At 66.7% G+C, this 13,350-nt stretch carries 9 protein-coding genes; 5 read left to right on the forward strand and 4 right to left on the reverse strand.

The features are described 5' to 3' along the window. Window positions 1-28 precede the first annotated feature (28 nt). The 3 genes from NG698_RS06180 (at window position 29) to NG698_RS06190 (ending at window position 6,312) form a co-directional block, all read left to right on the forward strand. The gene (locus NG698_RS06180; RefSeq protein WP_252608847.1) at window positions 29-1,225 is read left to right on the forward strand and encodes a TerC family protein; all 1,197 of its coding nucleotides are present in this window, start codon (window positions 29-31) and stop codon (window positions 1,223-1,225) included. Window positions 1,226-1,315: 90 nt separating this feature from the next. After that, window positions 1,316-5,047, forward strand: a complete 3,732-nt coding sequence (locus NG698_RS06185; protein ID WP_374210082.1) for a TM0106 family RecB-like putative nuclease — start codon at window positions 1,316-1,318, stop codon at window positions 5,045-5,047. Between the two features lie 41 nt (window positions 5,048-5,088). Next, window positions 5,089-6,312, forward strand: a complete 1,224-nt coding sequence (locus NG698_RS06190; RefSeq protein ID WP_252599360.1) for an MFS transporter — start codon at window positions 5,089-5,091, stop codon at window positions 6,310-6,312. 90 nt (window positions 6,313-6,402) lie between these two features. Here NG698_RS06190 and NG698_RS06195 read toward each other — a convergent pair whose 3' ends face one another. The 4 genes from NG698_RS06195 to NG698_RS06210 all read right to left on the reverse strand — a co-directional run bounded on the left by NG698_RS06195 (window position 6,403) and on the right by NG698_RS06210 (window position 9,650). Continuing rightward, the gene (locus NG698_RS06195; protein WP_374209875.1) at window positions 6,403-6,708 is read right to left on the reverse strand and encodes an acylphosphatase; all 306 of its coding nucleotides are present in this window, start codon (window positions 6,706-6,708) and stop codon (window positions 6,403-6,405) included. Window positions 6,709-6,767: 59 nt separating this feature from the next. Then, entirely contained in the window at window positions 6,768-7,313 is a 546-nt protein-coding gene (locus NG698_RS06200) for a YceI family protein (protein WP_248762204.1), read from the reverse strand. Window positions 7,314-7,471: 158 nt separating this feature from the next. Next, window positions 7,472-8,365 (reverse strand): pullulanase X25 domain-containing protein, encoded by an 894-nt coding sequence (locus tag NG698_RS06205; protein WP_252608849.1) that lies wholly within the window; start codon window positions 8,363-8,365, stop codon window positions 7,472-7,474. Window positions 8,366-8,606: 241 nt separating this feature from the next. Further along, window positions 8,607-9,650, reverse strand: coding sequence for an adenosine deaminase (locus NG698_RS06210; protein ID WP_374209876.1), 1,044 nt, complete (start codon window positions 9,648-9,650; stop codon window positions 8,607-8,609). Between the two features lie 108 nt (window positions 9,651-9,758). Here NG698_RS06210 and NG698_RS06215 point away from each other — a divergent pair, with 108 nt between their 5' ends. Together NG698_RS06215 and NG698_RS06220 are read left to right on the forward strand one after the other, a co-directional pair. Then, window positions 9,759-12,380, forward strand: coding sequence for an excinuclease ABC subunit UvrA (locus NG698_RS06215; RefSeq protein WP_252608852.1), 2,622 nt, complete (start codon window positions 9,759-9,761; stop codon window positions 12,378-12,380). 193 nt (window positions 12,381-12,573) lie between these two features. Then, window positions 12,574-13,221, forward strand: a complete 648-nt coding sequence (locus tag NG698_RS06220) for a LysM peptidoglycan-binding domain-containing protein (protein ID WP_252599368.1) — start codon at window positions 12,574-12,576, stop codon at window positions 13,219-13,221. Window positions 13,222-13,350: the final 129 nt, after the last annotated feature.

Here is a 13,350-nt window from a genome sequence, read left to right on the forward strand (position 1 = left end):
ACGGCAAACGCCTAGGTAGGGTGGACTGATGGACGTCCCTCCCTTTGTCTGGACCCTGACCATCGCGGGAATTGTGGGCCTGCTGGCTTTCGATTTCTTCTTCCATGTCCGTAAGGCCCACACCCCCACCCTCAAGGAATCGGCCATCTGGTCCTCCATCTATGTGGGGATCGCCCTCCTCTTTGGCCTGGGCGTGCTGTTGTTCGGCGGCACCACTATGGGCACCGAGTACTTTGCCGGGTACATCACGGAGAAGGCACTGTCCGTGGACAACCTCTTTGTGTTCCTGATCATCATGGCCAGCTTCAAGGTCCCCCGTGCGGACCAGCAGAAGGTGCTGCTCTTCGGCATCGTGCTTTCGCTGATCGCCCGGACGGCGTTCATTTTCCTTGGCGCCGCTTTGATCAACAGCTTCGCGTGGGTGTTCTACATCTTCGGCCTGATCCTGCTGATCACAGCGGGGAACCTGCTCAAGCCGGACAATCACGACGACGACTCCGAAGGTTTGGTGGTCAGGCTCGCCAAAAAGTACCTCCCGGCGTCGGCCCATTACGATGGCGACAAACTCTTCACCCATGAGAACGGCAAGCGCGTCCTCACCCCGATGCTCCTGGTGATGGTTGCCATTGGCGGCACCGACATCCTGTTTGCACTGGACTCCATCCCCGCCATCTTCGGCCTCACGCAGAACGTCTTCATCGTCTTCACGGCCACCGCGTTCTCGCTCATGGGCCTGCGCCAGCTCTTCTTCCTGATCGACGGACTGCTGGACCGGCTGATCTTCCTTGCCTACGGTCTCGCCGCCATCCTCGGCTTCATCGGCGTCAAGCTCATCCTGCATGCCCTGCACGAGAACAACCTGCCGTTCATCAACGACGGCGAGCACGTCAACGTCATCGAAGTCAGCACCGGCGTGTCCCTGACCGTGATCCTGGGCGTCCTGGCGGTCACCGTCCTGGCCTCGATCTTCAGCCCCAAGGGCAAGGCCAAGAACGCGGTTTCCGGCGCCAAACGGCACGCCACCGAATACCTGGACCTCAACTACGAAACGGACATGGCGGAGCGGGACAAGCTCTTCGCCCGGATGGTCCGGGAGGAAGACCAGATCCGCAGCCTGCCGGAGAAGTACAAACGGCTTATCCGCAACGAAACCGAATTCATGGACCTCCTCCGCAAAGCCCACACCGAGCACGACGACGCGCAGGTGCGGGCAGCACAGGACTAGCCGGGGGCCTTATTGTCAGCCCCTCTTGCTAGATTCAAACCAGCGCCAGGGGAACTGCCCTCCGGCCAGGCACGTCAATGGGGAGGCCCCGTGTTTCTGCTCGATCCAGCCAGCGCTGATCCCGGTACTGTTGATCCGCGCCTCGCTGATCCCCGCCCCAGCGCGCCGCAGGACCTGGTGTTTTCCGCCAGCGATCTGGTGGCCGCCAGCGAATGTGAGTACCGCACGCTCCGCATCCTGGACGAGAAACTGGGCCGGTCCCCCAAGGCGCAGTTTCCCGACGACGAAATGCAGCGCCGTGCCGGGGCGCTCGGTGACAAGCACGAGGCCAAGGTCCTGGCCGGCCTGATCGCGCAGTACGGCGCTTGGGACGCCAGCCGCGGGGCCGGGGTGTACTCGATCGAGCGCGGGGAAAACACGCGCGGCGAGCTGCTGGCCAAGCACGCTGAAACGGAACTCGCGCTCCGCGCAGGGGCCGATGTCGTCTTTCAGGCAACTTTTTTCGACGGAGAATTCCTGGGCTACGCCGACTTCATCGTCAACGAGGCAGCCGGCACCGGCAATCCTGGACGCTACGAGGTGTGGGACACCAAGCTGGCACGGCACGCCAAGGTGGGCGCGCTCCTGCAGCTCGCCGCCTACGGCGACCAGCTCATCGGCATGGGTCTGGACCCATCGCCCCGGGTCACGCTGGTGCTGGGCGCCGTGCTGGACAGCGATTACGTCCGCAGCTACCACTCCCTGCCGGACCTGCTGCCGGTCTTCCGCGAGCGCCGCGACCGCTTCCGCACCCTGACCGCCGCCCACCGCGAGGCCGGTTCGGCGGTGCAGTGGCAACAGCCCGGCGTCGCGTTCTGCGGGCGGTGCAACTACTGCGCCGAGCAGGTCCAGTCCCACCGCGACCTCCTGATGGTGGGCGGCATGACCACCCTCCGGCGGAAGAAACTCATCGCCGATCACATCACCACCATCGACGCTCTGGCGGATCTCCCGCTCAGCAAGGCCACCGGCTCGGTGGCCCGGCTCCGCGACCAGGCCAGGATGCAGCTGGGCCGGGACGTTCCGGACGGTTCCCGCACCTTCGCCAAGGACGGCGAGGAGCACACCGTCACGTTCAAGGTGCTGCCGGAGAACGCCCTGGCGGCAATCCCGCGACCCAGCCCCGGAGACATCTTCTTCGACTTCGAGGGCGATCCCCTCTGGCAGGACCCCGCCACCAGCAAGTGGGGGCTGGAGTACCTGTTCGGCGTCATCGAGGCGCCTGTGTTTGACGATGACGCTGCTGACGCCCACGCCGCCGACGAGCCCGTGTTCCGGCCCTTCTGGGCGCATTCACGCAACGAGGAGCGGCAGGCCTTCCTTGACTTCCTCGCCTACGTGGAAGAGCGCCGGGCCAGGCACCCCGACATGCACGTCTACCACTACGCCGCCTACGAGAAATCAGCGCTGCGGAACCTGTCCGTCACGCACCTCGCCGGCGAGGACATCGTGGACAACTGGCTCCGCGACGGCCTGCTTGTGGACCTCTACGCCACCGCCCGGCATTCGCTGCGGATCTCCGAGCCCTCCTACTCCATCAAGAAGCTCGAGCCCCTGTACATGGGCAGCAACCTCCGCTCCGGGGACGTCAAGGACGCCGGAGCGTCCGTGGTGGCGTATGCCGGTTACTGCGCCGCCCGGGACGACGGCGACGCCGCCGCGGCCGCCCACATCCTGGCCTCCATCTCCGACTACAACGAGTACGACTGCCTCTCCACACTCCGCCTCCGCGACTGGCTGCTGGGTCTGCGCGGGACGTCTGCCTCACGCGCGGCGTCAACCGGAACAGCCGACGACGGCGGGCGGCCGGCGCCGTCGTCGTCCGCCGTTGCTGCCCCGCCACCAATTCCGGAACCCGAACCAACACCGGAGGAACGCCGCCTGCAGGCCTACCTGGCCGGCCTCCCGGACAACCGGCCGTGGACCAACGACGAACGGGCCATCGCCATGGTGGCGGCAGCTACCGGATACCACCGCCGCGAGCGCAAGCAGTTCTGGTGGGAACACTTCGACCGCACCGAGTCCGAGATCGACCACTGGTCTGAGGACCGCAACGTGTTTGTGGTGGATACCGCGGAAATACTGACCGACTGGGAGCTCGCAAAGCCCACGGCCCGGATGCGCACCCGCACGCTGAGGCTGACCGGAGTCATGAGCGAAGGGTCGGAGTTCAAACCCGGGAGCACCTGGTGCCGGCTCTACGATTCCCCGGTCCCTGATGGCCTGGATGATCCGCTGGGAACCCCCACGGGCCGCGGCTTCACCTTTGGCACGCTGGTGACCGCTGTGGAGGACCACCCGCGGGTGGCCGGCCAGACCATGATCACCATCGAAGAGCGGGAAACAGGAAAGGTCCCCGCCTACCCGCATATTCCGGAGGCGCTCACCGAGGACCAGCCCATCCGCACCGCCAGCATCGAATCTGCCCTGGCCGAGCTGGCCCAGAGGGTCGGCGCCTCGGTCCCCGTCCTTCCGGAACACCCCGGCGTCGACATCCTGCGCAAGGTGCCGCCGCGCTTCCATTCGATGCCGGGTCCCGCCGCCGTCGGCAAGGACGCGGCCGATGCAGCGGACTACGTCACGGCGATCACCGCAACGCTGCTGGACCTCGATCATTCGTACCTTGCCGTGCAGGGCCCTCCCGGGACGGGCAAGACCTACGTCGGCTCGCATGTCATTGCCCGGCTGGTGGACCAGGGCTGGAAGATCGGGGTGGTGGGGCAGTCCCACGCAGTGGTGGAGAACATGCTGTGCACCGCGATCGAAACCGCCGGTGTGGATCCGGCGCGGGTGGCGAAGAAGCTGGCCGCCCCGCATCCCGTGCTGTGGCACCGCACGTCCGACGACGACGTCGCCGCGCTGCTCGCCTCCCCCGGCGGCTGCCTGGTGGGCGGCACCGCCTGGACCATGACAGGCAGGTCCGTCCCCGCTGGATCCTTGGACCTGCTGGTCATTGATGAGGCCGGCCAGTTCTCGCTGGCCAACACCCTGGCCGTGGCCCGCGCGGCCACGCGGCTCCTGCTCCTCGGTGACCCGCAGCAGCTGCCGCAGGTTACGCAGGGCTCGCACCCGGAGCCCGTGGACGAGTCCGCCCTGGGCTGGCTCGCTGCCGGGCACGCCACCCTCCCCGGCGAACTGGGCTACTTCCTGGCGGACAGTTGGCGCATGCACCCGGACCTGTGCCGGGCCGTGTCCGTCCTCAGCTACGACGGAAAACTCGAGGCTGCGCCTGCGGCATCCCTCCGCAGCCTCGCGGAACTGCCGGCCGGGGTGGAAACAGTCTTTGTGGACCACAGCGGGAACACCAAGTCCTCCGCCGAGGAAGCTGCGGAGGTGGTCAGTCAGGCCCAGCGGCACATCGGGCTGAAATGGCTTCCCGGCGACGACAAGCCGGCCAGGCCGCTGAACCCGGAAGACATCCTGGTGGTGGCCGCCTACAACGCCCAGGTCCAGCTGATCCGGCAGGCCCTGCACGACGCCGGGCTGCCGGGTGTCCGGGTGGGCACGGTGGACAAGTTCCAGGGCCAGGAGGCGCCGGTGGTCCTGGTGTCCATGGCCTGCTCCGCAGTTGCCGAGGCTCCCCGCGGGGCCGAATTCCTGCTGAACCGGAACCGGATCAACGTGGCAGTGTCGCGGGGCCAGTGGCGGGCCGTGATCATCCGCTCCCCCGAGCTCACGAATTACATGCCGGCCAAACCGGCGCTGTTTGAGGAACTTGGCGCTTTCATCGGCCTCAGCGCGGGTATCCACAGTGTTCTTACTCACAGCCGCGCAACACTCTGAGAAACCGTGTTCTCACCGCTGAATCAAGGTAAGTTCGTGGCGTGACCTCCCAGAGCAACAGGCTGCCTGTCGGCGCCCTGATAGTCCTTGCCGCCATCGGCTTCACCGCCATCACCACTGAACTCCTTCCCTCCGGTCTGCTGCCCCAGATCAGCGCCGACTTCCGGGTCTCCGAGGCGACCGCCGGGTACCTGACGGCCGGTTATGCGGCCATCATCGTGGTCACCGTGATCCCTTTATCGCTGCTGCTGTCGCGGGTCCCGCGCCACTACCTGCTCATCGCGCTGATCCTGTTCTTCGCGGCCAGCAACGCCTTGGTGGCCATCGTCTCCGATTTCGGCGCGGCCATGGGCTCACGCGTGGTGGGCGGCATCGCGCACGGCCTGCTGTGGTCTGCCATGGCCCCGTTTGTGACGCGGATCGTCCCCGCCCACAAAGTGGGCAAGGCACTGGCCATCGTGTTCAGCGGCAACAGCCTGGGACTGGCCATCGGCGCCCCGGTGGGCACCGCCCTGGGCAACATCGTCGGCTGGCGCGCGGCGTTCCTGGTCCTGGCCGCCTCCGGGGTGGTGCTGGCGCTCCTTGCCGTGTGGCTGCTTCCCCCAGTGCGGCGCATCCCCGATGCTCCGCACCCATCCATCCGCAAGGCGATCGGCCAGCCGGGAGTGAAGACTGTCGCCGTTGGCTGGCCGCTGATGCTTATGGCCCATTTCGCCTTGTTCACCTACATTGCGCCGTTCTTGCGCGAGGTTCGGCTGCCTGACTTCAGCATCCCGCTGTCCATCAGTGTTCTCGGTGTTGCCGGGCTGGTGGGCATCTGGATCGCTGGCATCACCGTGGATTCCCGGCCGCGACGCTGGCTCCTGATCACTGTCGCCGGCGTTGTAGTGTCCGTGGCCTTGCTCCCGCTGGTGGGAAGCGTCCTGCCGGCCTTGGCGCTGCCGGTCACGCTGGTCCTGATGTTGGTCTGGGGCACGGGCATCGGCGCGATGGGGATTTACAACCAGTCGGCCATCCTCCGGGCCGGTGGCGAGTATAGGGACGCCGCCAACGGGCTGACGGTGCTGACCATCCAGATCGGGATCATGATCGGCGCGATGTTCGGCGCCGCCGCCCTCACCATCGCGGGGCCGCTCCTGATCCCGACCGCCGCCGCAATCCCCGCCGTCGTCGCGTTTGTGCTGATCCTTGCCGGACGGCGGCACGCCTATCCGCCGGGGCCGAAAGAACGCCAGGCCACTTTGGCCGAAGCAACGTCCCCATAGTCTCCAGACGGCGCCGAAAGAACGTCACCAACTTCCACATAGCCCGCTCCCGCGCGGGCCTTCTCGGCGGAACCAGTCAGCGGGGCCCTCTCAGCGGGCCCTGAAATCCCGGAACGATCCGTCGGCCGCGGAGATTGACTCCTCCACGCGTTCCACCCGGCCGGGTGCGTTCTCCGACCTCAGCCAGTCCAGGAGCTTTTGGATCTGCTGCTCCGGCCCTTCAGCCACGATGGACACCGAGCCGTCGTCGAGGTTCCTCACCACACCCTTGAGGGCCAGTTCGTCGGCCTTGCCCATCGTCCAGAAACGGAATCCGACCCCCTGCACCACGCCAAAGACGCGGGCAGAGAGCCGGATATCGCCGTTATCCCGGCGCAGATTATCCCGGCCAGGGATGTCCCGGCCTGGGATGTCCCGGCTGGAGTCATCCCGTCGCCCGGAAAACCTCATGGCCGTCAGGACTGCTTAACCAGCGCAGCTTCGACGTTGATCTTGACCTTGTCGCTGACCAGCAGGCCGCCGGCTTCCAGGGCAGCATTCCAGGTCAGGCCAAACTCCTTGCGGCTGATTTCGCACTCCGCGGAGAATCCTGCGCGGGTGGCACCAAAGGGGTCCACGGCTACCCCGGTGAACTCGACCTCCAGCTCCACCGGCTTCGTGATTCCGCGGATGGTGAGATCGCCCGTGAGAGTGTAATCCTCGCCGTCGCCCTCCACCGAGGTGGCCCGGAACGTCATCTCGGGGTACTCCTCCACATCGAAGAAGTCCGCGCCCTTGACGTGTCCGTCGCGGTTGGCGTCGCCGGAATCGAAGCTGGCCGTTTTGACCGTGGCGTGAAGCGAAGCGTCGGCGAGGGATGCGCCAACGCGGGCTTCGGCCGAGGCGTCCGTGAAACGTCCCCGGACCTTGCTGATGCCCGCATGCCGGACAGTGAAGCCAATCTCGCTGTGCGACATGTCCAGCGTCCAGACGCCCGAGGTAAGGCCTGAAGGTAGGGTCACTTTTGCATCTCCTTTGTGGGAACAGTGCTGTGGAAACCGGCCAGGACGACCGGTTTCCACACTGCTTCACTCCGGAGTTTTTGTCCAGATACCGACCCAAAATCCGCCCCCAGATGCCGTTATCTGGACGAAAACTCAGCAGGCGGGGGCGGGTCCGGTCAGTTGATGGTGATGTCCCGCGTGCGGTGGTCGTAGCGGATGGTGACCGTGCCGCCGTCGTGGTGCAGTTCGTGGTTGGGGCCATCGAACGTGCCGAACGCGCCGTAGTTCTCGTCCCACGACCGGTTCAGGGCGATCTTGAAGGTGTACGAGCCGGCGGGCAGGTCGGCGCTGATCTTCCACAGCTGGTCCAGGGCATCGAGCGTCAGCTGGGCCTCGTCGTACTGCGGGGCCCAGTTTTCCGGCGCGCCCAGGATGGTGTTGAAGTCGCCGGCAACCGCAACGGCCTCGGGCTGCGGGAAAGTCTCCACAGCAGGCGCTTCTGCCGTTACCTTGGTCCCAGCCTTAGCTACAGTTTTGGGCGCTGCCTTGCGCGAGCGGACGGCCTTGACCACGGGCTCTACGGCGTCCTCGATGGCGTCCTCAATGGCCTTCGCGGCCTTCCCGACAGCGTCGGCGGCCTTCTTAGCGGGCGTCCGCTTTGCCGGGGCCTTCTTGGCGGGAGCCGCCTTGACTGCCGGTGCCGGCGCCGGCGGAATGGCGACGTCGGCAGGAACCGGAGTGCCGGCGTCGAGCGCTGTGGCGAAGGAATCCGCATCGGGGAAGGCGGCCGTGGCGCGCATGCCGTCATCGGTGATGGTCCAGCCGGAACGGCCCTTGACCAGCCAGCCGGCCTTCACCAGCTTGGCCGTGGCGGACGTGAGCGTCTTGTGTCCACGCGGAATGCCACCGCTGAGCAGCGTGGCCTCGTGATCACTGAACGGCACGCGGGCGGTGGCTTCCGCCAGAACCTCGCCGGCATTGAGTGAACCGCCGGACCATACGCCTTCCGTCAGGACGTGCAGCACGGTCTTGAGTCGGAGGTCGGTGTTATCTGCGATGGACTTGGCCATGATTCCCCTTGCGTAATGCGATCTGTCACTAGGCATCCTGCCAAGACCCTGTTAAATCGCGCGACTTGAATTGGTTAACTCTGCGTGTCGTGACCGACTATGACGCGGATTACAGCAGAACTGAGGCAGGAGTCTCGGCTACGGGGCTGTTTACTCAACCCTGGAGCGCAAATCCCGAGTATCGCCGGGCTCTTCCCGGACGCGCTCGGGCACTAGTGTAGCGAGCCGGAACCCCGCGGAGCTACCCGCCGTTCAGCTCGTCCAGAAGCTCCGCTTTGCGCTCCTCGGAGGCGAACGACGAATGGATGGAATTGGCCGCGAGCCGTGCCCTGTCGAAGTCCGAAAGGTCAAAAACGGCCTTCAGCTGGGAGAAGTTGTCGTCTACGTACCCACCGAAGTACGCCGGATCGTCGGAGTTCACGGAGACGTTGAGCCCGGCGGCGAGCATGGCCGGCAACGGATGGTCCGCCAGGGTGTCCACGGCACGCAGCCGCACGTTCGAGAGCGGGCAGACAGTCAGCGGAATCCGGTCCTCCACGAGCCGTTCCACCAGGTCGGGGTCCTCCATGCAGCGGATGCCGTGGTCAATCCGTTCCACTCCCAGGACGTCCAGCGCTTCGATAATGTACGACGGCGGCCCCTCCTCGCCTGCGTGCGCGGTCAGCCGCAGGCCCGCTTCGCGGGCTTTGGCGAACAGCCGCTCAAACTTGGCCGGCGGGTAGCCCACCTCGGCCGAGTCCAGGCCGATGGCCGCGATGGGGGCATTCATGGCCAGCAGTCCGTCCAGGACCTCCAGCGCGGATTCCTCGGACTGGTCCCGCAGGAATGCGGCAATCAGCAGGGTGGACATGCCGAAGTCCTCCTGGGAGGTGGCCAGCGCCGACGCCACCCCTTTGACGCAGGTTTCCAGGCTGACGCCGCGGGACAGGTGGGCCTGCGGATCCATCATGATCTCCGCGTGCCGGACCCCCGCGGCGGCGGCGCGGGCGAGGTAGGCGCGGGTCATATCGGCGAAGTCCCGCTCGGTCTGCAGCACCGCCATGTTGGCGTAGTACAGGTCCAGGAAGGACTGCAGGTCTGTGAACTCGTACAGTCCCCGGAGCTCCTCCAGGCCTGAGTACGGGAGGGTGATGCCGTTGCGTTCGGCCAGTTCGAGGATCAGCTCCGGCTGCAGTGTGCCCTCAATGTGCAGGTGCAGTTCCGCCAAAGGCACCAGCTGCGCCGCTTCGGTCTCGGGCAGATTCGTCTCCGAAGCTTCCGTCCCTGGAAGTTCCGTCTCAGGCATTTCCGTGCCTGGTCCCGTCTGTGGCAGCGGATCGGCGGCGGTGTCCCGGTTGTTGTCCATCGGGTCAGGATATCGCCCGCCGGCCGGTTCGCGGCTAGAGTCGGATCAATGCGGAACCCTAAACAGGCTGACGATCTTTCCCTTCCCACTCCCCGCCATCTGGCGGACGGCTTCGTCCGTGTCCGGGGCGCGCGGGAGAACAACCTGCGAAACGTGGACGTGGATGTACCCCGCGACTCCATCGTGGCTTTCACGGGGGTCTCCGGCTCGGGAAAGTCGTCACTGGCTTTCGGCACCATCTACGCCGAAGCGCAGCGCCGTTACTTCGAATCCGTGGCGCCGTACGCACGCCGCCTCATCCAGCAGGGCCATAATCCCAAGGTGGAGATGATCTCCGGGCTGCCGCCCGCCGTCGCCCTTCAACAGCGACGCGGCGCCCCCAGCAGCCGTTCCACCGTGGGCACCGTGACCACGCTCTCCAATTCGCTCCGCATGCTGTTTTCGCGGGCGGGCACCTACCCGGTCGGCGCCGGTCAGCTGGACTCCGACGCGTTTTCGCCGAATACAGCGGCCGGCGCCTGCACTGAATGCCACGGACTGGGGATCGCGCACACCGTCAGCGAGGAATCCCTGGTCCCGGACCCCGCGTTGACCATCCGGGAAGGTGCCATCGCGGCGTGGCCCGGCGCCTGGCAGGGCAAGAACCTCCGGGACATCCTCAGCCACCTGGGCTACGACGTGGACGTGCCCTGGCGGAAGCTGCCCAGGAAGCAGCGCGACTGGATTCTGTTCACGGACGAACAGCCCGTCGTGGAAGTCACGCCCGAGCGGGACCGCGTGGCCAAGCCGTACAAGGGCCGCTTCTGGAGCGCCAAAAGCTATGTCCTGCACACCCTGGCGGACTCCCAGAGCGCCGCCATGCGCGAGCGCGTCCTGGCGTTTATGGAGTCCGGCCCCTGCCCGCGCTGCAGCGGCACCGGACTCAAGCCCGAAGCCCTTGCGGTGTCCTTCGCCGGCCGGAACATAGCCGACCTCAATGCCGCACCGATGGCCGAGCTGGCCGAAATCATCCGCCCAACCGCCGGGCTCAAGGAAGCCGGAACCGCGTCACGCCGGCAGTCCTCCGGCGAGGAAAACGAGGTGGCCGTGGCCATCACCGCCGACCTCCTGCAGCGCATCACCGTTCTCCTGGATCTGGGCCTCGGATACCTGGCGCTGGGCCGTGCCACCCCCACCCTCTCCCCCGGCGAAATGCAGCGGCTCCGGATCGCCACCCAGCTCCGGTCCGGGCTGTTCGGCGTGATCTATGTGCTCGATGAACCGTCCGCCGGCCTCCACCCGGCCGACGCCGAACCGCTCCTGGCGGTACTGGACCAGCTCAAGGCCTCCGGTAACTCGGTGTTCGTGGTGGAACACAATATGGACGTGGTCCGCCGGGCCGACTGGCTGGTGGACGTAGGTCCCCGCGCCGGGGAAGGTGGCGGCGAGGTGCTCTACAGCGGTCCGGTTGCCGGGCTCGCGGCCATCGAGGAGTCGGTCACCCGGCCCTTCCTGTTCGACGACGGCGGGGCGCGCGGCGGCGGGTCCAGCGGGCCCGACGGCGGCGAGCCACCTCGTGCAGGCACAACGCCTCGTGCAGGCCAGGTCCGGGAGCCCGACGGATGGCTGGAGCTCGCGGGGATTAGCCGGCACAACCTCAAGGACCTGGATGCGCGGTTCCCGCTGGGCGTTCTGACGGCAGTGACAGGGGTGTCCGGCTCCGGCAAGTCCACCCTGGTGACGCATGTCCTCGGGGAAGTTGTGGGATCCGGGCTGAAGAATCACCAGGCTCCGCAGCTGGCCGAACCTGATGATGATGCGGGCCCGGCCACGGCGTTGTCTGTGGGACCGGTCAGTGGCGCGGAACGGATCGACAGGCTGGTCACGGTGGACCAGAAACCTATCGGGCGAACCCCCCGCTCCAACCTCGCCACCTACACAGGCCTGTTCGATGCGGTGCGCAAGGAATTCGCGGCCACGGAGCAGGCCAGGGCACGCGGGTTCGGCGCCGGGCGGTTCTCCTTCAACGTGGCCGGAGGCCGCTGCGAAACCTGCCAGGGCGAAGGCTTTGTGGCGGTTGAACTGCTCTTCCTCCCGGGCAGCTACGGGCCGTGCCCTGAGTGCGACGGGTCCCGCTACAACCCCGAGACCTTGGAGGTGACCTACCGGGGCAAGAATGTGGCGGAAGTGCTGCGCCTGACGGTGGATGCGGCCACCGGATTCCTGGCCGACATTCCGGCCGCGGCCCGCAGCCTGAAGAGCCTCGGGGATGTGGGCCTGGGCTACCTCCGGCTGGGCCAGCCCGCCACGGAGCTTTCCGGCGGCGAGGCCCAGCGCATCAAGCTGGCCACCGAGCTTCAGCGTGCCCAGCGGGGACATACCCTCTACCTCCTGGACGAGCCAACCACCGGGCTCCACCCCTCCGACGTTGAACTGCTGATGGCCCAGCTCCATGGCCTGGTGGACAGCGGCAACACCGTGGTGGTGGTGGAACACGAAATGGCCGTTGTGGCGGCGGCGGACTGGGTCATTGACCTGGGCCCCTCGGGCGGTGACGCCGGCGGCCGGATTGTCGCCGCCGGAACCGCCGCCGACGTCGCGGGTTCCACCGCCAGCCGCACCGCACCGTACCTGGCCGCGGCACTTCCCCAGCCGGTCACCAGCGGACCACCAGAAATCATCTCGGTTTGATAACGGACCGGCGATGTCCTAGCGTGAAATACAAGCCCGCCAAGCGGGCGACATGAATGCCCGGTGCTGCCTCCACCAGAACTGCCCGGCCGGCAGACACCGAAAATTGACCTCTATATCGTCAGGGGCGGGCAGTGGCGCAATAACCTCCGGGGACGGACCGAGCGCTGGTGGCCTTCAGGAGCATCACACCATGAACAACACCACCATTCGTACTGCCGCACGCCGTGGAGTAGCCGTCGCTGCCATTTCCGCAGCCGGCCTTGCACTCTCCGTCACCGCAGCAAACGCGGCCACCGACGGCACAACCTGGGATTCACTGGCGCAGTGTGAAAGCGGCGGGAACTGGGCCACAAATACCGGCAACGGCTACTCGGGCGGCCTGCAGTTCAGCGCCAGCACGTGGGCTGCCTACGGCGGAACCGGTTCCGCAGCCGACGCCAGCCGCGAGCAGCAGATCGCCGTGGCCGAACAGGTCCAGGCATCGCAGGGCTGGGGAGCGTGGCCGTCCTGCGCCGCGGAGCTTGGCCTGAGCGGCGGAGGGGGTACGACGGCGGTGGCTCCCCAGAGTGCACCGGTCCAGAGCGTGCCAGTCCAGGTGCCTGTGGAGAGCGTGCCAGCGGTGCCTGCCGCGACGGATGCCGTGACGGCTCCGCAGCACGCCGCGCCCGTGGAACTGAGTGGCGAGACCTACACGCTTGAGCCCGGCGACACCCTGAGCACCGTCGCCGACAAGCTTGGCGTTGAGGGCGGCTGGCAGAGCCTGGCGGACGCCAACCTTGACATAATTGCCAACCCGGACCTCGTGTTCTCCGGGCAGGTCCTCCAGCTTCCCGCCTAAAGCTTCAACACTTTCCGCGGGATCCGCCCCTTTCCCCAAGAACGACGGCCCACGGAAACAACAAAGGCCCGGCAGCAACACCCCCGGGAAACAACGACGCCGGAGCGCCCCTCGCTGGGGAGCTCCGGC

Source organism: Pseudarthrobacter raffinosi, assembly GCF_023913735.1.
GTDB lineage: Bacteria > Actinomycetota > Actinomycetes > Actinomycetales > Micrococcaceae > Arthrobacter > Arthrobacter raffinosi.